The sequence below is a fragment of the Corynebacterium sp. AOP40-4SA-5 genome, from assembly GCF_052377355.1.
Classification (GTDB): Bacteria; Actinomycetota; Actinomycetes; order Mycobacteriales; family Mycobacteriaceae; genus Corynebacterium.
Window position 1 is genome coordinate 24,606 of the sequence record NZ_JBQSWS010000023.1, and the last position, 18,844, is coordinate 43,449.

Below are 18,844 nucleotides of genomic sequence, written 5' to 3' on the forward strand. Positions count from 1 at the left end.
TGCGCCGGGTTGCACGGGGTTGTGCGCTGGCCTATCGTTGTTCGTCTGTGACGTACACCACTCAAGGCTACTGAAAATCCCATACCGACGACGAAGCGACGTGACCCAGTGAATGAATTCATTTCCTCACGGTGGACCGACATTCTGTTCCGCTCCTACCAGCATGCGAGTCTGGTCGTGCAGGCGATCATCCTCGCCACCGTGATTGCACTGGTCATCGCCGTCGTCGTGACGAACTACCGTGGTCTGACCCCGGTCGCGAACGCGCTTTCGGCCATCGGGTTGACGATTCCGTCGTTGGCCCTGCTCGGCCTGGTGATTCCGTTGGTGGGAATCGGCACGCTTCCCTCGGTCTTCATCGTGGTTTTCTTCGCCACCCTCCCGATTCTGCGTAATGCGATTGTCGGGTTGCAGAGTGTCCCGGCGGAACTCATCGAGGCCGCCCGCGGTCAGGGGATGAATTCCCCCGCGATTTTCCTGCGGGTGCGGCTCCCGCTGGCGTGGCCGGTGATCCTCACCGGCGTGCGGGTCTCCGCGCAGATGTCGATGGGTGTCGCGGCGATCGCCGCCTACGCGCTGGGCCCCGGGCTCGGCGGGTACAACTTCACCGGTCTGAGCCTGATCGGCAGCGCCAACGCTCTGTACTACACCCTGGTGGGGACGATCGGCGTGGTGATCGTCGCGCTGATCCTGGACGCCGTCCTCGTCCTGCTGGGCCGACTCACGACCTCGAAGGGGATCCGCGCATGACGAACGACCGACAGAACTCCGGCGCCGAGATCGAACTCTCCGGCATCACCAAGCGCTACCCCGGGCAGGACGCCGCCGCGGTGGAGGACCTGAACCTCACGATCCCCGCGGGCGAGACCGTCATGTTCGTCGGGCCGTCCGGCTGCGGGAAGACGACCTCGTTGAAGATGATCAACCGGCTGATCGAGCCCTCGGACGGGGTGATCAGCATCGGCGGCGAGGACGTCACGAAGAAGAACCCCACCGAGCTGCGTCGCAACGTCGGCTACGTGATCCAGGGCGGTGGCCTGCTGCCGCACATGACCGTCGCGCAGAACATCGGACTGGTCCCCGGGCTACTCAAGTGGGAGAAGAAACGCATCACCGCCCGGGTCGACGAACTGCTCGACCTCGTCGGCCTCGACCCGTCGGTCTACCGCGCCCGCTTCCCCCGGGAGCTCTCCGGCGGGCAGCAGCAGCGCGTCGGCGTGGCCCGCGGTCTCGCCGCCGACCCGCCCGTCCTGCTGATGGACGAGCCCTTCGGCGCGGTGGACCCGATCACCCGGCAACGGCTGCAGGACGAGATGATCAGCCTGCAGGCCGAGCTGCACAAGACCATCGTGTGCGTCACCCACGACATCGACGAGGCGGTGAAGCTCGGCGACCGTATCCTCGTGCTCAAGGAGCACGCCCGCATCGCCCAGTACGACACCCCGGACCAGATCCTCGGCAACCCGGCGGACGACTACGTCGCCGACTTCGTCGGCTCCGGCTCCAAGCTCAAGCAGCTCTCGCTGCTGCGGGTGGACGACGTGGGCTTCGACGAGTTCCCGACCTGCACCATCGGGGAGGACGCCGCGTCGGTCGTCGAGCGGGTGCACGCCGCGGGCGAGGACAGCGTGATCATCCTCGACGACCGGGGACGTCCCCACGACTGGGTCTGGCTGCGCGCCCTGCAGGGCGCCGGCACCGTCCCGCGTCCGGGCATCGACCTGGAGACCACCGTGGAGCGGCGCTCCACGGTGAACGACGCCCTGGACTCGATGCTGGTCTCCAGCCACGGCGGTGCGATGGTCACCGAACGTGGCCGCTACGTCGGCGTGATCTTCTACGAGAGCGTGACCGACTACACCCGCAAGCTCAACTCGGACGGGGTGGGGTGACATGCTGCGCAGGCTCTCCGGGGAGGACAAACTCCTCATCATCGGCATCCCCGTCCTGGTCGCGGTCGTCTTCCTCGGCTGGGTGACCTGGCGGCAGACCGCCGACCTGGGGGACGTCGAGACCCGCGCCTTGGCGTGGGGCAGTGTGGCGACCATGGCGCGTGAGCACATCGTCCTGGTGGTGATGTGTGCGGTGATCGTGCTGGCCACGGCCGTGCCCGTCGGGGTGCTGCTCACCCGCCGACGCTCCCGCATCCTCTCGCTGTTGACCACGCTGATCGGCAACATCGGCCAGTCCGCGCCGGTCATCGGTGTCATCGTGCTGCTGGCGATCTGGCTGGGTTTCGGCACCCCCACGGCGGTGCTCTCGCTGAGCATCTACGCCTTCCTGCCGGTGCTGGCGAACACGGTCGCCGGGCTGACCGGTGTGGACCGCCAGCTCGTGGAGGCGGCCCGCGGCATGGGGATGTCCCCGGTGCAGGTGCTCTTCCGCGTGGAGTTCCCCATGGCGCTGCCGGTGATCATGACCGGTGCGCGGACCGCGCTGGTCCTGCTGGTCGGTGCCGGCGCGTTCGCCACCTTCATCGACGCCGGTGGCCTCGGTGCACTGATCCAGACGGGCATCACGCTCTACCGCTTCAACGTCCTGGTCTCGGGCGCGATCCTCATCGCCCTGCTGGCCCTGATGGTCGAATGGGTGGGCCGGCTGCTCGAAGTCGCGCTGACCCCGAAGGGACTCTGAGCCATGACCACCATGACTGAACGCGCCGCACCACGCGGCCACCGTGGCTTCCGTGCCTTCCGGGGCCTCCGTGTCAAGGTCCTCGCCCTGGTCACCGCGCTTTCCGCGGTGCTCGCCACGGCCTGTGGCCTGGGCACCGCCGGCGGCTACAGTCCCACCGGCACGCTCGCCGGCGACGTGGAGGACGTCGACCTCTCCGGTGCCACGGTGGCGGTGGGTTCGAAGAACTTCACCGAGCAGGTCCTGCTGGGCAAGATGGCGGTGATCCTCTTCCAGTCCGCCGGGGCGGACGTCAAGGACCTCACCAATATTCCCGGATCCTCCAGTGCACGTCAGGCCATGGTCGAGGGCGACGTGAACATGCAGTGGGAGTACACCGGCAGTGCCTGGACCACCTACCTCAACCACGACGACCCCATCCCGGACGAGCAGAAGCAGTACGAGGCGGTCCGTGACGAGGAGAAGGAGAACGGGCTGGTCTGGTTGCCGCCGGCGCCGATGAACAACACCTACGGTTTCGCCACGACCCGTCCGGTCGCCGAGGAACTCGGGGTGGAGACGCTCTCCGACCTGGCTGAGGTGCCGCGTGCCGAGCGCACGTTGTGCGTGGAGTCGGAGTTCGCCAACCGTAACGACGGCCTGATCCCGATGCTCGAGGCCTACGGGCTGACCCCGGCGGACGTCGACCAGTCGTTGATGGACACCGGTGCGATCTACGCGGCGACGGCCGGTGGCACCTGCAACTTCGGCGAGGTGTTCACCACCGACGGCCGGATCAAGGCGCTGGACCTGCAGATCCTCGAGGACGACAAGCAGTTCTTCCCGAAGTACAACCTCTCGGCGGTGGTGGCCGAGGGGCTCATGGACGAGTACCCGCAGATCGCCGACCTCTTCGGCCCGGTCTCGGAGAAACTGGAGGACGAGACCTTGATCGACCTCAACGCCCGGATCGACGTGGACGGCGAGGAACCCGTCGACGTGGCCTGGGACTGGTTGCGCGACGAGGGATTCGTGGAGGACTGACCCATGTGCCCGCGGTGAGGATCGCGGTGGTGACCGCGGCGGCTCGATGAGACAGCAACCCCAGGGGATGGTGGCACCAACCCCTGGGGTTGCTGCCTGCGCAAAGAGGAGATGCGAAGGTACCGCTTGACATTGTCAGGTACCTGCGTAGTATCTACATCAGCAGGTACCTGAACAACAGGTACCGCATCAACTCAAGGAGTGGACATGGAAGACATGACCGAGAACACCGAGAACGCAGCGAACATTACGGCGTCCCCGGATCTCGCCGACCGCCTCACCCACCTCGCCATGATGCTGCGGCGTATGGACATGATGGGTCGCGGGGGCCGGGCATTCGGCGGAATGCGCGCCGGTCAGGGCAGGGTGCTGCGCATCCTGACCCTGCGTAGCCCGATGCCGCAGCGTGAACTTGCATACATGCTGGGTGTTCGTCCCCAGTCGCTGAGCGAGCTGCTCGGCAAGCTCGAGTCCGCCGGGCTCGTGGAGCGCAAGCGTGACGAGACCGACCGTCGCACCTTCAACGTCGAGATCACCGAGGAGGGCAGGACTGCGGAGTCAGGCTTCCAGGAGATGGAGGATCCCTTCGACGTGCTGTCCGAGGAGGAGCGCGACCAGTTCGGCGAGCTGCTGGACCGGGTGTCGGACGCGGTGCGTGCGAAGTTCCCCGACGATTTCCGGGGCGACTTCCGCGGCGAAGGTGGCGGCGACGGTCGGGGCCGTGGTTTCGGCGGTCCGCACCCCTTCGGCGGCGAGCCCGGATTCGGTGGCCACGGCGGTCGTGGCGGACACGGTGGACGGGGCCGGCGTGGTGGTCGCGGCGGTCGTGGTGGTGAGCGTCCCGACGAGGACCGTGCCGAGTGGTGCGACCGTGAGGCCGGCGACATCCCGAATGGCGCTGAGGGCTTCGAGGAGCACGGGATGGATCCGCGCGCCGAGATGGGCCGGATGGCGATGTTGCGCATGGGCATGACGGGCCGTGACTTCGGCCAGGGCTTCGGCCGTGGTTTCGGACGCGGTGCCCGGTTCGCCTGATCAGGAACTGCGAGACAATAACCCCGGAGGTCGGTCACACCGACCTCCGGGGTTGCTGTCTCGCATTGGGTGCCACAGGTGCACCACTGGTGCGCCGCGGCGGGACGCTAGCCGGCGATCACCACGTCCAGCGTGCGCGGACCGTGCACACCCTGCACACGGATCAGCTCGATGTCCACGGTCGCGCTCGGTCCGGAGACCATCGTGACCGGGTGGTCGTCGAACCCCTCGCTGACCAGCCTGGTGATCGCCTCGGGGACGATCTCCACGATGTCGGCCACCTTGACCACCACGACGTGGTGGTCGGGGACCAGGGTCGTCGCGCGGCGTCCGGACTCCGGGCCGACCAGCATGATCGTGCCGGTGTCCGCCACGCTCACCGCCGAGGACGTCACCACGGCGGACACGTCGTTCATCTCGTCGAGTCCCACCGGGGCCTCGGTGGAGTCGTCGAGGATCTCGGCGTCCAGGGTGGACACCCAGTCGTGGTCGAGGGCGGCGGGCACCATGACACGGTGGTCGGCGGTGTTCTCGCCGGCCTTGTCCAGGAAGTGGCGGACGGCCCCGGCGATCTCCCCGGACGTGCCGTCGCAGCGCGTCACGGTGGCGTCGTAGTCCTCGAGCCGGTCGACCAGCAGGTCGACGAGGCCGGCAGCATCCAGCGTCCCCGTCCTGCGGTAGGCACGCGGCACGTCCACCGTCCCGGCACTGTCCTGCCCGTCGCGGAGCCCCAGCGAGGAGCGCACACGGGCCAGCACCTCGGTACGGGCGTCATTGCGTGAATCAGTCACCGGTCGGTCTCCTTCTGTTCCTTCTCGTGCTTGCGGAACCAGCTGCGGAAGGACTCCGCCGGTGGTTGGGGGATGTCGCGCGAGCTGGTCCACATCCCGGCGACACCGGGCAGCGAGGTCATCCCGGACGACGGGGTGACCTTGTGCACCAGCGGCAGTGCGCGCTCGGCCAGGCCCATGCGTCGGCCGTCGCTCATCAGCCACTTCGCGCCGTCCAACGCCGCGTCCAGCTGCGTGGACGGCACCGGTCCGCCGTGGTTGACCTCCTGGTCCTCGTTGCGCAGACGCGTGAGCATCTCCGGGATGTTGATCTTCACCGGGCAGGCGTCGTAGCAGGAGCCGCACAGCGAGGACGCGTAGGGCAACGAGCCGTTCGCGGACTCGTCCACCCCGGTGAGCAAAGGAGTGAGGATCGCACCGATGGGGCCCGGGTACACCGATCCGTAGGCGTGGCCGCCGGCGCGTTCGTACACCGGGCACACGTTCATGCAGGCAGAGCACCGGATGCAGTGCAGGGCCTGCCGCCCGTTCTCGTCGGCCAGCGCCCGGGTCCGCCCGTTGTCCAGCAGGATCACGTGGGCGTTCTGCGGGCCGTCGCCCGGGGTCACGCCCGTCCAGAAGGAGCTGTAGGGGTTCATCCGCTCACCGGTGGAGGAGCGCGGCAGCAGCTGCATGAACACCTCCAGGTCCTGGAAGGACGGCAGCAGCTTCTCGATGCCCATCACCGTGATCAGCGTCTCCGGCAGGGTCACGCACATGCGCCCGTTGCCCTCGGACTCGACCACGGACAGGGTGCCGGTCTCGGCGATGCCGAAGTTGGCGCCCGAGATCGCCACCTTGGTCTCCATGAACTTGCGGCGTAGGTGACGCCGGCTCGCCTCGGCGAGGTGCTCGGGGTTGTTGTCGAGGTCGGGGTCGACGTCCTCCATGCCGTTGAGGAAGATGCGGCGGATCTCGTCGCGGTTGCGGTGGATCGCCGGGACCAGGATGTGGCTGGGTTTGTCGCCGCCGAGCTGCACGATCAGTTCGGCGAGGTCGGTCTCGAAGGCCTTGACGCCGCGCGGTTCAAGGTACTCGTTGAGCCCGATCTCCTGGGTCGCCATGGACTTGACCTTGATCACCTCGCGCACGCCGTCCTCGGTGAGCGGGGCGTTCTCCTTGATGAGGCCCTCGACGATGCGGTTGGCCTCCTCGGCGTCGCGTGCCCAGTGGACGTGGCCGCCGCGCGCGGTGAACGCCTCCTCGAACTGCTGGAGCAGCTCGGGCAGACGCGACATCACGTCCTGCTTGACGGCGGAGCCGGCGTCGCGCAGCGCCTGCCAGTCCGGCATCTCGTCCACCCGGGCGGCCCGCTTGCCACGGATCGTCTGGGTGGCGTGCTGCAGGTTGCCGCGCATCTGCACGTTGCCGAGCTCGTGCTCGGCGACCTCGGGGAAGGGGTGGGTCTCCAGCAGGTTGCCGTGGCCGGGGACGGTGGGCATGCCCAGTACGGTGTGTGAACTCATCGCAGCTCACCTCCGGTGACCGTGGCGCCCTGGTCCTCCAGCAGCAGCGGGTTCTCCCTGGTGGACGCCAGGATCCGCGCCAGGTGCACCGCGGAGGGGACGCGTCCCTCGCCGGGCACGAGGCGTCCGGTGCGCGACAGCCCGCCGCCGATGTGCATCAGGCAGGACACGTCGCCGCCGGTGCACACCGAGGCGCCGGTGGAGATGACCGCCTCGACCTTGTCGCCGAGCATCGCGCCGGAGACCTGCGGGTTCTTCACGGAGAAGGTGCCGCCGAAACCGCAGCAGATGTCCTCGTTGCCGATGGTGCGCAGCTCCAGGCCGTCCACGGAGGCCAGTAGGTCGCGCTGCCGGTCGCCGAGGCGCAGCAGGCGCATGCCGTGGCAGGACGGGTGGTAGGCCACCGTGTGCGGGAACCAGCTGCCGAGCTGCGCGGAGGCGTCGGTGACGCCCTCGACGTCGGTGAGGAACTGGCACAGTTCGTAGGTGCGCTCGGCGATGCCGGTGGCGCGGGACGCCAGGTCGGCGTCGCCGTTGTAGTCGGCGATCATCGGGTGCTGGTGGCCGAGCGAGGCCACGCAGGAGCCGCTGGGGGCGATGGCGTAGTCCCAGTCGGCGTCCTCGAAGGCACGCACGTGGTTGCGGACCACCGGGTAGGCGTCGGTGAACTTGCCGGAGTTGATGTGCATCTGGCCGCAGCAGGCCTGACGCTCCGGGAACACCACCCGGTGCCCCAGCCGTTCCAGGATGTCGACGGTCGCCTTCGCCACCTCGGGATACATGGCGTCGACGATGCATGTCGCGAACAACGCGATCTTCATGGGAGTCGTCCCTCGTCTCAAGTCGTGGAGCACAGCAGCTCTTCTCAAGCTCGACTGGTGCTTCTGCCTGGGACGACCGGGGTGAGCGCACGCGCGGTAGTCAGCCGACGTGGGGATCGCGGACCTCCGGACCGTCCTGTGCCTCCACAGTAGTTCCCGGGGGAGGGACGGGGGACTACACCTGGTCGGGGCGGACCTCGATCGTCGAGCCCTGCGGCAGGGCCTCGAGCATGCGGATCCTCGCCAGGACGGGGTTCTGCTCCAGCACCTTCGCGCTGGCCAGACGCGCGCGGGTGGTCTTGACCTCGTTGCGGGCGCGCTCCAGGTCATTCTCGGCGAGGACCTTGGACACCACGGCCTCCTGCAGTGCCGAGGAGTACTCGGCGGGCAGGCTGACGTCCTTGAGCAGGACGGAGTCGACGGCCACGCCGACGGACGCGGCGGTGTCGCCGAGGGCGTCCTGCACGGGCGACAGGTCGATGCGCGAGCCGGCGAAGTCCTCCAGCGGCAGGGTGGCGACGAGTTCACGCAGCGCGATCTGGGCGGCGAGGTAGATCTCCTCGTCGGGGCCCTGCGCGGCGGAGACGTAGGTGACCGGGTCCACGGTGTGCACCGACATCGCCAGGGTGAGGGTCACCGGAAGGGCGTCGGACGTGGGGACGGTCTGCGGGTGCACGGTGATCAGCCGGCGACGGCGGTCGACCTGGCGGAAACGGTCGCCGGGACGCGCGACGGCCCGGGCGTCCAACCGCTCGATGCGTCCTTCCCGCTGCCGCAGGACGGCGTGGCCCGGCAGGGCGACGGGCGAGCGCAGCGTGCACGGCTGCCACCCCGTGGCGTTGGAGAGGGGCATGTAGAAGGACGCGCCGGACGTGTTCCGGCGGGAGCGGAGGAAACCCATGTGATCACCGTGGTTGTCGAGGAAAGTTGGAGGGGTTGCCGCCGGGCGGGTCCGGCGGGGGCGGGGCACCGGGGCGTCCCCCGCACCCTGGATCAAGCAGGGTGCGGGATCGGGCCGGGCCGCAGGCTCCTGCCGAAAGTGTTCCGCGCGACGGCAACCCATTCAAGGAGTGTGGGGACTCGAACCCCCGCCTGGTCAGGCGTTACCGTAGCGGTCCGCACCAGTTCAATCGGGAACACCCCGGAAGACCGGACGCGCCCAGCAACCACGGTGCGGTGCTGAAGCCAGCCTAGCGCGGACGGTTGGCGATTGCAGGGGATTACGCTGCCGCCTGAATGATTCGCCGGCGGTGTGGGTGTGGAGGCGACCATGCGCCTGCGCTCCTGCTCACCTGTAGTTTGTAGAGGGGAATGCCGTGAAATTTTTGAGGTGAAGCACTGTTGTTCGGTAGTTCGTCGAGACCGGAACGTACGTATGTAACAGGACAGGTCACTGTGTGGCTACGTCGTGTCACGGGCGTCGCCGCGGTCGTCACCGCGGTGCTGACGCTAGCCATGTACCCGTCGATGCCAACCACCGTCCCGACGCATTTCAATGGGCTGGGACAGGCCGACGATTGGGGACCGAAGTACTCGCTCCTGATCATGGCCGGGGTGTTGCTGCTCCTGGTGGGAGCGCTTGACTGGTTGTCGCGGCGTCCCCGGCTGTTCAATTATCCGAGGGAGGTGACCGAGGCTAACGCACAGTCGCTCTACCGCATCGGCGAACAGATGATGGTGTGGACGAACCTCGGATGTACCGGGATCTTCGCGAGCCTTGTACTCTCCGTCGTGGCCGGGGTGAACGCAACCTTGTTGATCGTGCCCTGGCTCGCTGTATTGCTCGGGGCCGTCGCTGTCGGGATCGCGAGGATGATCAAGGTCGGTGGCTGACCTGCGGTGGCGGATGAACGCATCAGACCCCCGGCATATTGTTGGTTGCCCAAGGGGAGAACCATCAATATGCCGGGGGTCTTGAGGAAGTGATCGGGCCGTGAGGTCCGGACACCGAGTATCCCGGGGTACTACGAGGTGCGGATCACGCTGAGGCCGCCGAACTTGTCGAACCAGGAGCGCTTCTCCGGGTCGTTGGAGATCTTGACGCCGATGAAGATCGCGAGGCCGAGGTAGACGAAGAATCCGATGAAGGGGATGATCTGTGCGGCGTACCAGGAGTTACGCTTCAGGGAGGAGACGGCGTCCGGGTTCGAGCCGGCGGCGGTGACGACCTTCATACCCAGCAGTCGCTTGCCCGGGGTGGCGCCCCACGCGACCTCGCTGCCGACACGGGCGATGAACCAGACGATCAGGGAGATCAGACTCGACGTGAACATCGGGCCAGGCTCGAGTGAGGCAGTTTCGATGCCCAGCAGAGAGGTGATTGCAGTCGCGATGATTCCGATGATGACGCCGTCGATCAGCGTCGCGCCCAGCCGGCGGCCGGCGCCGGGGCGCGGGTTCGGCACCAGGTTGTTGGGGTCCTGGCCGTAGGGGTCGTTGTTGTAGGACCCGTAGGACGGGACGCCGTCGTAGGGGTTGGGGTTCGGGTTGTTCGTCATGGGACCGTCGTGTCCTTCACGTGTCGTGGGGGAGGTTGGGGAAGCCGAGGATGTCTACAGCATAAGGCAGCAACCCCGGGGGTCGGGATGACCAACCTCCGAGGTTGCTGCGTTGCAGCGCTCAGACGGTGCTGCTGTGGTGCGGCGGTGCTTAGGCGTTGACGCTGGCGCGGGCCTTCTCGGCCGCGGCGACGAGCACCTTGATCGAGGCGGTGGTCTCGTCCCAGCCGCGGGTCTTCAGACCGCAGTCGGGGTTGACCCACAGCTGGCGGGCCGGGACGGCCTCCAGTGCCTCGGCCAGCAGCGTGTCGACCTCGCCCTGGTCGGGGACACGCGGGGAGTGGATGTCCCACACGCCCGGGCCCACGCCCAGCTCGAAGCCGGAGTCGCGCAGTGCGTGCAGCACACGCATGCCGTTACGCGAGGCCTCGATGGAGGTCACGTCGGCGTCCAGGTCACCCACGGTGCCGATGAGCTCGTTGAACTCGGAGTAGCACATGTGGGTGTGGATCTGGGTGGCGTCCTGCGCACCGGCGGTGGCCAGGCGGAAGGAGCCCACGGCCCAGGCCAGGTAGGCGGGCTGCTGGGAGGCACGCAGCGGCAGCAGCTCGCGGATGGCGGGCTCGTCGACCTGGATGATCTTCGCGCCGGCATCGGCGAGGTCGGAGATCTCGTCGCGCAGGGCCAGGGCGACCTGGTCGGCGGTGGCGCCGAGCGGCTGGTCGTCGCGGACGAAGGACCAGGCGAGCATGGTGACCGGGCCGGTGAGCATGCCCTTGACCGGCTTGTCGGTGAAGGACTGTGCGACCTTGAACCAGTCGACGGTCATGGGCTCCGGGCGGGTCACGTCGCCGAAGAGGATCGGCGGGCGCACGCAACGCGAACCGTAGGACTGGACCCACGCCAGGTCGGTGGAGTGGTAGCCCTCGAGCTGCTCGGAGAAGTACTGGACCATGTCGTTGCGCTCGGGCTCGCCGTGGACGAGCACGTCGAGGCCGAGGGCCTCCTGGCGGTCGACGACGTCCTTGATCTCGTTGACCATGGCCTCGTGGTACTGCTCGGGCGTGAAGTCACCCTTGCGCAGCTTGGCGCGGGCCTGGCGGATCTCGGTGGTCTGCGGGAAGGAGCCGATGGTGGTCGTCGGCAGCGGCGGCAGGCCGAGCTCCTTGTCCTGCACCTCGCGGCGCTGGTCGAAGGGGTTGCGGCTGCGGTCGGCGTCGGTGACGGCGTCGGTGCGGGTGCGCAGCGCGCTGTTGCGGGTGCGCTCGGAGGCGCGGCGGGACGCCACGGCCTTCTCCGCCTCGGCGACGGCGGCCTTGTCGTCCTCGGTCTCGGTGCCGTTGAGCAGGCGGGACAGGACGGCGACCTCGGCGACCTTCTCGGCGCCGAAGGCGAGCCAGCTGCGCAGCTCGGAGTCGTCGTCGAGGCTGGTCTCCTGGGCGAGGGAGTAGGGGACGTGCAGCAGGGAGGAGCTGGTGGACACGCCGACCGGGCCGCGTGCGGCGAGGGCCTTGAGGGTGTCCAGGGCGCGGGCCAGGTCGGTGCGCCAGATGTTGCGTCCGTCGACGACGCCGGCGAGGATCTCCTCGTCGCCGGTCCAGGACGGAAGCAGGTCGGCGTCGGCGACGTTGGTGTCGTCGGCCTGACGCTCGTCGGTGCGTCCAGTCACGAGGTCGACGCCGAAGGCGGCGATGCCGATGCCGGAGAGGGTCTTGACGGCCAGGTCGCCGTCACCGAAGTAGGTCTGGACCAGCAGGTTGGTCTCGCCGGCGGCGGCCACGAGCTTCTCGTAGCCGGCGCGGGTGCGGGCCAGGAGGTCGGCCTTGCGGGCGTCGTCCTTGTCCACGTCGGTGACCAGGTAGGGCTCGTCGAACTGGACCCAGGTGGCACCGCGGTCCGCCAGGCGCGGCAGCAGGCGGGCGTAGGCCTCGAAGATCTCCTCGAGGTGGGCCAGGGCGTCCGAACCGTCGGTGGTGCGGGCGAGCGCCAGGTAGGTCAGCGGGCCGATGATGACCGGACGCGCGACGGTGCCGCGGGTGACCTGGTCGCCGAGGTCGGCGAGCAGGGCGGCGTCGTCGAGACGGAACTCGGTGTCGGCGGCGAGCTCCGGGACGATGTAGTGGTAGTTGGTGTCGAACCACTTGGTCATCGCGCTGGCGGGCAGGCCGGCGGTGCCGCGGGCGGCGGTGAAGAGCCGGTCGATGTAGGCGGGGAGTCCGTCGTTGCCGTGGTCGTCGATGTCGGCGACGCGGGTCGGCAGGGCGCCGAGGAGGGCGGAGGTGTCCAACATCGAGTCGTAGAAGCTACGGCCGATGGTGGGCACGGAGTCGAGGCCGGCCTGGGTGAGGTTGTCGGCCTGCTGGTTGACCAGCTGGGTGGCGACGGTGGCCAGGTTGCGTCCTGTGGACGCGTCCTTCCAGTAGGTCTCGAGGGCCTTCTTCAGCTCGCGCTTCGGGCCGATGCGCGGAACCCCGGCGACGGTGGCGTTGATCTGTGCGGTCACAAATGATCCTTCACATGTGGATGTACGGTTCTCGCCGTCGGCCGGTGAGTCACATGTGGGGCCCTAGAAGAGTTCTAGCCGCGCCTCGGGGTACGCCCCGGGAACGCGCGGACACGGTGCTCGCGTCGGAGACGCGGTTAGCGCTGATAGCGCTGATGACGACCGTGAACGGCAGACCACATGCTGCGGTTCATCACCGCAGGTTCCACCTCGTCCGGGGCTCCAGGAGGGGAACTCGACTCTCGTCGACTGCTTCGCGCCCAAGGTAACCAGTAGACCGCTTAGTCTGTCAAGTCCATCACGTTATTTCGCTCATGTCGCCTGGCGCACGGCCTGTTCAGGTCTCTCTGCAGACTCCTCGCCGCAGCGCAGGTTAGGTACCGTTAGTGCGCTGTCTGGCTGCAGGAATGGTTCGTGACCGAGCCATTGTGTTGCCAGCAAAAGTAGGTAGTGTGGCTCACAAGGAACTGCAGTGAGTGTAGCGAACCGCAATCCCTACGGAGTGAAAAATGTCCCGCCTCAAATGCCTGTCAGTGTTGCTGCTTCCCGCATTGCTGCTCGGATGTTCTGTGGAGAATCGGAACGACCAGGGAGGCGGGTCGGGCTCCGTAACGGACGCGGGTGACGATGAACCGCGTGATGACATGACCGACGAGCGCATCGTCCAGTGGGAGTCCGTCGAGGAGGTCGGAGCGACGAGTCTCCGGGTGCATTTCACGGCGGGGACCACCAGTTGTTACGGGACGCGTGCGGCCGTGCAGGAGGACTCCGATGAGATCCTCGTCGCGACGATCGTAGGCACTATTCCCGAGGCACATTCAGCGTGTGAGGACGTGGGACGGGCTGCCTCGCTGTTGGTTGAGTTGGAGGACGAGGTGGGTGACCGCGAGATCGGGCATCTCGAGGATGAGAGCATCCTGCGTCGGTGAGCCGGGCATGAGTTAGCTGACAGGTCGGGATGCGGGCTCAGGGAAAGAGCGCAGGGCGCAGGCCACTGCTCCGCCACCGGCGGTCAACTCCACCGTGGAGGCGTCGACGAGGACGGTGAGTTCACCGGGCGGACAGGCCATTGTCCTGGTGTCATCGCCTCGAGCCACCGTCAGGTGCCCGGGTTCCCAGAGAATCTCGACCCCGGACGTAGGACCGGTGTCCACGCGCAGGTGGGCAGGCGTCGTCCCCAATTGCCGCCGCAGGGTGGTCGTGCGGCCGAAGGTACCGTCCGGTTCGGTGTCCTGCGGGGGCAGGAACAGCTCCTGGTACAGGCCACGGTCACACAGCCTCAGCACCCGGGGCACCGTGAGGCAGTGCACCCAGCCGTCGGCCAGCGTCGGCTGGTCGTCCTGCCCGGGCAGCCCCATCCAGCCGACGAGGACAGCACGGTCACCCTCGGTCGTGACCACGGCCTGTGGGGCGTAGAACTCATGTCCGTGGTCGAGTTCGCTGAATCCACGCACCACCTCGAAGGTGGTGCCGCGCATCCGTCCGACGAGGTAGCCGCACTGGTCGGAGCTGGCGTAGTGGGTGACGCCGTCGACGGTCACCGGCTCGAGACCCTGCGGACAGAAGACGAGCACATCCAGGCGCTCCCCGGTCCCGGAGTCCTGCAACGTGAGCAGGTTCGGGCACTCCCACATGTAGCCACCGGGGATGACATCGGGTGAATCACCGGGCATCGCCTGGGAGGTGTCGAACTCGATCTCCCCGTCGAAACACCACTTTTCCAGGTCTGTCGACGAGTAGCGGACCACGGCACCTGTGCCGTCCTCCCGTTGGGCACCGAGCAGCATCCGCCACTCGCCGGAGGTGCCCGGTTCGGCAGTGATCTGGGGGTCACGAAAATGGCCGGTGTAGCCCTCCTCCGGGCCGTCGATCACCGGGTTCGAGGGGGACCGGTGGTGGAAGCCTCCCTCGGGGCCATCGGGGTGGTCGACCTCGACCAGGTTCTGGGTGGGGAGACGCTGCCCCTCGACTTTCAGGTTCCCGGTGTAGAACAGCCGCACGCGGTCGTCCACGACCACCGCAGATCCGGAGTAGCACCCGTCGCGGTCGTAGGAGGCGTCCGGGTAGAGCGCGTCCGGCAGGTGGTGCCAGACGCCTCGGCCCTCGCCGGTGAGCGAGGTCGTCGCGTGGCCCCACCCGGTGCGTTTCGGCGCTTCCGGAAAACCGGGGTCGTGCTGGTAGTAGACGTGCAGGACGTCGCCGTCGAGGTACATCCCGTTCGGGTCGTTGAGCCGACCGGTGGGCGGGGTGAGGTGGTGGCGGGGCCGCGGATGCTGCATGGCTAGGCGCCCTCCGTGACGGAGGAAGTGACACCGGACGGTATCGCGTCCTTCGGGGTCGCGGTGATCACTGATGTGCCCGCCAGGACGGGAACTCCGTCTTCCCCGGTGACGCTGACGGGAGTCACGCTCTCCATCTTCCGGGTGTTGGTGACGATGACGACCACGGTCGTGTCGAGCCCCTCGGCCTCGATGGCGTCCTTGTCGAACGTGCCGAGCAGGCTCCCCTGCCGCACGGTCTCGCCCTGGGTCACGGCAGTCTCGAACGGTGCACCCTTGAGGTTCACGGTGTCGATGCCGATGTGCACGAGTACCTCCAGCCCTGTATCGGTCTTGAGGCCGTAGGCGTGACCGGTGTCGGCGACGACCTTCAGTTTTCCGCTCTGCGGCGCGTAGACACTGACCACCCCGTCTTCGTCGGAGACCACGCCGAGTCCGTCACCCATCTTCCCGGAGGCGAAGACGGGATCGTTGACCTCGCTCAACGCCGTGGTCGTCCCCCGAACCGGTGAGTAGACCGTGTTCGGGGCGACGTCGGCGACCTCGGCCACGACGGTGGCCGTCTCGTCCTTTCCGTCGTCCTTCTCTCCGTCGGGAACGAGGATCTCCTTCGGGATCGCGAAGAGGTTCGTCGCAATGAACGCAGCGGCGACGGCGAGCACGGAGACCACCAGGTACAGCAGCAGTGCGCGGGTGTCGTAGATGTACATCAGGTAGGACGGCAGGACCGCCAGCCCGTAGGAGTTCGCCTGGACATGCAGGAGGCTGAGGAACGCGCCGGCGACGCCGGAAACGGACACCGTCACGATCAGCGGACGCAGGTTGTAGCGGATGAGGATACCGAACAGCGTCGGCTCCGAGACGCCGAACAGCTGGGACATGAATGCGCCCATCGACGTGGCCTTCGCCTTGTCGGAGCGGGCGCGGAGGAACATCGCCAGCGCCACTCCGAGGTTGGCGAATCCGTACATGCCGGCAAGCGTGATCAACGGATTGAGCCCGGTGTTGCCCAGCATCGAGGTCTCGATCATGATCATGGTGTGGTGGATTCCCACCAGCACCATCATCGGGTAGGCCGCGCCGACCAGGGCGCCGCCGATGCCCAGGGGAAGTCCGATCAGGTACTCCACACCGTCGACCATGGCGAGTTCTATCCAGTGGACGATCGGGCCGACGAGCATGATCATCACCAGGAAGGTGGTGAGCATGGTGAGGAACGGGGTGAAGATCTGCTCCACGACATTGGGCATGTGCCGGCGGAAGAACTTCTCGAACCGTGTGCCGATGTAGCCGGCGAAGAGGGCGGTGAGCACGGACCCCTGGTTGCCGACCACGGGGATGAAGTCGAACAACATGATGGCGTCCTCCGACCCGTCCGCCACCGCGTAGGCGTCCGGCAGGATCGGGGACACGAGCATGAGCCCGATGACGATGCCGATGACCGGCGTGCCCTTGAAGTGGCGGAACGTGGACCAGACGATCAACGCAGGCAGGAAGGCGAACACGGTGTCGGTCAACACCGAGGTCATCTCCATGAATGTCTCCGGGATGTCGTCCGGGGTCGCGTTGAACAGGGCAAGGACCTGTTCATCGGTCGCTGCGCCGCGGAGACCCAGGAAGAGCCCGGTGGCCGCGATGACCGGGACGATGGGGATGAAGATGCCGGCGAGCATCGCCATCGTGCGCTTGACCAGGGACGGTTTCTCGCCGTCCTCCCCGGCGTCGTCTGTGTCCTCGTCGTCATCGTCCTTGCCGTAGATCGCGTTGACCTCGCCGAGGTCCTCGATCGCGGCGTAGACGTCGTTGACGGTGCCCGTGCCGACGATGACCTGGTACTGCCCCGAGGCGAAGAAGACGCCCTGCACCTCGTCGATGTTCTCGACCACGTCGTCGTCGATGAGGGAACGGTCCCGGACGACGAAGCGCAGTCGGGTCTGGCAGTGGGTCACCGAGCGGATGTTGTCGGGACCGCCGAGTGCGTCGACGATCTCACGGGCGATGCGTGCATGGTGGTTGTCGGTCATCGTGCGTCCACCTCCACGAGGATCGCCTGGTAGGGCAGCAGGGTGACCGTGTCGCCGTCCTGCTTCAGCCGGTCGAGGTTGTTCAGGTGAACACGAACGGTCGGAACGGTCACCGTCTGCTCCTGCGTCGACCAGTTGGCGTAGACGTGCAGCCGCTGTCCCCGGCGGTAGGCGATGACGTCATCCGGAACGTCGGTGATCTCGGCGATGTCCCCGTAGATCAGTTCCGAGGACAGCCCGGAGTCGTTCCGCAGCTCAACCATGCGGCGGTAGAAGTTCAGGACGGAGTCGGGGTCGTCTTCCTGTGCTGCGACGTTGAGGGTGTCACTCTGCAGGGAGAGTCCGAGCCACGGCTCGTGGGAGTCGCTGAAGCCGGCGGTGGCGGAACCGTCCCAGTGGAACGGGGTACGCCCGTTGTCGCGGGACCGGTCGTTGGCGAAGCCCAGCGCCTCATCCGGTGAGAAGCCCTCCTCCTGGGCGCGGCGGTAGTTGTCGTGGCTGGAGAGGTCGCTGAACTGGTTGATGCTGGTGCGTTCCGCGTTGACCATGCCGAGTTCCTGACCCTGGTAGATGAAGGGGACGCCGCGGAGGAAGAAGTAGGTTGCGCCGAGGGCCTTCGCACCGGTGCCGTTGCGGTACTCAGGGTCGCGGATGAACTTCGAGACGCTCCGCGGTTGGTCGTGGTTCTCCAGGAAGTTCGCCGCCCAGCCGACCTCCTGCACCTTCATCTGGCTGGTGAACAGCAGCTCCTTGAAGTCCGGGACATTCCAGTCGACCTGCCGGTACCATTCCGAACCGGACTCCACGTCAATGTCGGCGTAGTGGAAGTCGAAGATCATGGAGAAGTACCCGTGGTCACCGATGAACTGGTCGAGCTGGTCGTAGCGCACGCCGGACGCCTCTCCCACGGTGACGGCGTCGTGGCGGGAGAACGTCCGGTCCTTGAGCTCGTTGAGGAAGTCCTCGATGCCGGGCTGGTTCTCCGTCCGGCGACGGACCTTGCCCAGGCCGTCGTTGCCGTCGGGTTCGAGGTCCCGGTAGCCCGGGTCCTTCTTGATGAAGGTGATCGCGTCGATGCGGAAGCCGGCGAGACCCTTGTCGAGCCACCAGTTGATCATGTCGAAGATCGTTTCGCGCAGTGCCGGGTTCTCCCAGTTGAGGTCGGGCTGCCTGGGCGAGAAGACGTGGTGGTAGTAGGTGCCCGGCTCGCCCGGGACCTCCGTCCAGGACGATCCCTGACCGAAATTCGACCGCCAGTTGGTCGGTGGGCCGCCGTCGTGGCCCTGCCGGAAGATGTAGAAGTCACGGTAGGGCGACGTGGGGTCGGCCAACGCCTCCTGGAACCACTGGTGTTCGTCGGAGGTGTGGTTGACAACCAGGTCCATGATGACCTTGATGTCCAGGTCCCTGGCCCGGGCGATGAGTTCGTCGCAGTCGGCCATGGTGCCGAACATCGGGTTGATCGCACGGTAGTCGGAGATGTCGTAGCCGTTGTCGACCATCGGGGAGGCGTACACCGGCGAGACCCAGATCATCGTGATCCCGAGGCTCTTCAGGTAGGGCAGCTTGGCGATGATGCCGCGGAGGTCACCGATGCCGTCGTCGTCCTCGTCGCGGAAGGACGCGGGGTAGACCTGGTAGATGACCTCCTTCTGCCACCAGTGGACGGGGCCGTCGAGTGCGACGAGAGGCTGCTGGGGTGTGGTGGTCGTCAAGGTGGTTCTCCTTCGT

General features: G+C 67.1%; 16 protein-coding genes. 7 read left to right on the forward strand and 9 right to left on the reverse strand.

The genetic code is table 11. The annotated features are described in order from the left end of the window. Nucleotides 1-108 precede the first annotated feature (108 nt). The 5 genes from ACT3S3_RS12580 (at nucleotide 109) to ACT3S3_RS12600 (ending at nucleotide 4,692) form a co-directional block, all read left to right on the forward strand. Nucleotides 109-750: an ABC transporter permease gene (locus tag ACT3S3_RS12580; RefSeq protein ID WP_444626861.1), complete on the forward strand. Its 642-nt coding sequence runs from the start codon at nucleotides 109-111 to the stop codon at nucleotides 748-750. Then, nucleotides 747-1,892 carry an ABC transporter ATP-binding protein gene (locus ACT3S3_RS12585; protein WP_441579009.1) on the forward strand — a complete coding sequence of 382 codons (1,146 nt, stop codon included), beginning with the start codon at nucleotides 747-749 and terminating at the stop codon, nucleotides 1,890-1,892. The genes ACT3S3_RS12580 and ACT3S3_RS12585 overlap by 4 nt, the downstream gene beginning before the upstream one ends. 1 nt (nucleotide 1,893) lies before the next feature. Beyond that, on the forward strand, nucleotides 1,894-2,634 hold the full coding sequence (locus tag ACT3S3_RS12590; RefSeq protein WP_441579008.1) for an ABC transporter permease: 741 nt from the start codon (nucleotides 1,894-1,896) through the stop codon (nucleotides 2,632-2,634). A gap of 3 nt (nucleotides 2,635-2,637) precedes the next feature. Then, nucleotides 2,638-3,657 (forward strand): glycine betaine ABC transporter substrate-binding protein, encoded by a 1,020-nt coding sequence (locus tag ACT3S3_RS12595; RefSeq protein WP_441579007.1) that lies wholly within the window; start codon nucleotides 2,638-2,640, stop codon nucleotides 3,655-3,657. A gap of 216 nt (nucleotides 3,658-3,873) precedes the next feature. After that, entirely contained in the window at nucleotides 3,874-4,692 is an 819-nt protein-coding gene (locus ACT3S3_RS12600; protein WP_441579006.1) for a MarR family winged helix-turn-helix transcriptional regulator, read from the forward strand. Nucleotides 4,693-4,799: 107 nt separating this feature from the next. Here the strand turns inward: ACT3S3_RS12600 and ACT3S3_RS12605 are convergent, their stop codons facing one another. From ACT3S3_RS12605 to ACT3S3_RS12620, 4 genes are all read right to left on the reverse strand, one after another. After that, complete coding sequence (locus ACT3S3_RS12605) at nucleotides 4,800-5,483, reverse strand: LutC/YkgG family protein (RefSeq protein WP_301443931.1); 684 nt, start codon at nucleotides 5,481-5,483, stop codon at nucleotides 4,800-4,802. Next, nucleotides 5,480-6,988, reverse strand: a complete 1,509-nt coding sequence (locus tag ACT3S3_RS12610; protein WP_441579005.1) for a lactate utilization protein B — start codon at nucleotides 6,986-6,988, stop codon at nucleotides 5,480-5,482. The genes ACT3S3_RS12605 and ACT3S3_RS12610 overlap by 4 nt, the downstream gene beginning before the upstream one ends. Next, a complete protein-coding gene (locus ACT3S3_RS12615; RefSeq protein ID WP_301443933.1) occupies nucleotides 6,985-7,809 on the reverse strand; it encodes a (Fe-S)-binding protein in 825 nt (274 codons plus the stop codon). Before ACT3S3_RS12615 ends, ACT3S3_RS12610 begins: the two co-directional genes overlap by 4 nt. A 175-nt stretch (nucleotides 7,810-7,984) precedes the next feature. Further along, nucleotides 7,985-8,710, reverse strand: a complete 726-nt coding sequence (locus ACT3S3_RS12620; RefSeq protein WP_441588329.1) for an SPFH domain-containing protein — start codon at nucleotides 8,708-8,710, stop codon at nucleotides 7,985-7,987. Nucleotides 8,711-9,204: 494 nt separating this feature from the next. Here ACT3S3_RS12620 and ACT3S3_RS12625 point away from each other — a divergent pair, with 494 nt between their 5' ends. After that, nucleotides 9,205-9,642, forward strand: a complete 438-nt coding sequence (locus ACT3S3_RS12625; protein ID WP_441579002.1) for a DUF1648 domain-containing protein — start codon at nucleotides 9,205-9,207, stop codon at nucleotides 9,640-9,642. Between the two features lie 131 nt (nucleotides 9,643-9,773). Here the strand turns inward: ACT3S3_RS12625 and ACT3S3_RS12630 are convergent, their stop codons facing one another. Further along, the gene (locus tag ACT3S3_RS12630) at nucleotides 9,774-10,307 is read right to left on the reverse strand and encodes an RDD family protein (RefSeq protein ID WP_441579001.1); all 534 of its coding nucleotides are present in this window, start codon (nucleotides 10,305-10,307) and stop codon (nucleotides 9,774-9,776) included. Between the two features lie 151 nt (nucleotides 10,308-10,458). Continuing rightward, nucleotides 10,459-12,810, reverse strand: a complete 2,352-nt coding sequence (gene metE, locus ACT3S3_RS12635; RefSeq protein WP_444614995.1) for a 5-methyltetrahydropteroyltriglutamate--homocysteine S-methyltransferase — start codon at nucleotides 12,808-12,810, stop codon at nucleotides 10,459-10,461. Nucleotides 12,811-13,454: 644 nt separating this feature from the next. Here metE and ACT3S3_RS12640 point away from each other — a divergent pair. Next, nucleotides 13,455-13,739, forward strand: coding sequence for a hypothetical protein (locus ACT3S3_RS12640; RefSeq protein WP_441578999.1), 285 nt, complete (start codon nucleotides 13,455-13,457; stop codon nucleotides 13,737-13,739). A 12-nt stretch (nucleotides 13,740-13,751) separates the two neighbouring features. Here ACT3S3_RS12640 and ACT3S3_RS12645 read toward each other — a convergent pair whose 3' ends face one another. The 3 genes from ACT3S3_RS12645 to ACT3S3_RS12655 are packed head-to-tail and all read right to left on the reverse strand — an operon-like array spanning nucleotide 13,752 to nucleotide 18,828. Further along, the gene (locus tag ACT3S3_RS12645) at nucleotides 13,752-15,089 is read right to left on the reverse strand and encodes a glycoside hydrolase family 32 protein (RefSeq protein ID WP_441578998.1); all 1,338 of its coding nucleotides are present in this window, start codon (nucleotides 15,087-15,089) and stop codon (nucleotides 13,752-13,754) included. Nucleotides 15,090-15,091: 2 nt separating this feature from the next. Then, the gene (locus ACT3S3_RS12650) at nucleotides 15,092-17,113 is read right to left on the reverse strand and encodes a glucose PTS transporter subunit IIA (RefSeq protein WP_441578997.1); all 2,022 of its coding nucleotides are present in this window, start codon (nucleotides 17,111-17,113) and stop codon (nucleotides 15,092-15,094) included. Next, nucleotides 17,110-18,828, reverse strand: coding sequence for an alpha-glucosidase (locus tag ACT3S3_RS12655; RefSeq protein WP_441578996.1), 1,719 nt, complete (start codon nucleotides 18,826-18,828; stop codon nucleotides 17,110-17,112). Before ACT3S3_RS12655 ends, ACT3S3_RS12650 begins: the two co-directional genes overlap by 4 nt. Nucleotides 18,829-18,844: the final 16 nt, after the last annotated feature.

Excerpts from the sequence above, each read along its gene's own strand:
- ACT3S3_RS12585 (WP_441579009.1), top strand. The coding sequence starts at position 747 with ATGACGAACGACCGACAGAACTCCGGCGCCGAGATCGAACTCTCCGGC.
- ACT3S3_RS12590 (WP_441579008.1), top strand. The coding sequence starts at position 1,894 with ATGCTGCGCAGGCTCTCCGGGGAGGACAAACTCCTCATCATCGGCATC.
- ACT3S3_RS12595 (WP_441579007.1), top strand. The coding sequence starts at position 2,638 with ATGACCACCATGACTGAACGCGCCGCACCACGCGGCCACCGTGGCTTC.
- ACT3S3_RS12600 (WP_441579006.1), top strand. The coding sequence starts at position 3,874 with ATGACCGAGAACACCGAGAACGCAGCGAACATTACGGCGTCCCCGGAT.
- ACT3S3_RS12610 (WP_441579005.1), bottom strand. The coding sequence starts at position 6,988 with ATGAGTTCACACACCGTACTGGGCATGCCCACCGTCCCCGGCCACGGC.
- ACT3S3_RS12615 (WP_301443933.1), bottom strand. The coding sequence starts at position 7,809 with ATGAAGATCGCGTTGTTCGCGACATGCATCGTCGACGCCATGTATCCC.
- ACT3S3_RS12620 (WP_441588329.1), bottom strand. The coding sequence starts at position 8,710 with ATGGGTTTCCTCCGCTCCCGCCGGAACACGTCCGGCGCGTCCTTCTAC.
- ACT3S3_RS12630 (WP_441579001.1), bottom strand. The coding sequence starts at position 10,307 with ATGACGAACAACCCGAACCCCAACCCCTACGACGGCGTCCCGTCCTAC.
- ACT3S3_RS12640 (WP_441578999.1), top strand. The coding sequence starts at position 13,455 with ATGACCGACGAGCGCATCGTCCAGTGGGAGTCCGTCGAGGAGGTCGGA.
- ACT3S3_RS12645 (WP_441578998.1), bottom strand. The coding sequence starts at position 15,089 with ATGCAGCATCCGCGGCCCCGCCACCACCTCACCCCGCCCACCGGTCGG.
- ACT3S3_RS12650 (WP_441578997.1), bottom strand. The coding sequence starts at position 17,113 with ATGACCGACAACCACCATGCACGCATCGCCCGTGAGATCGTCGACGCA.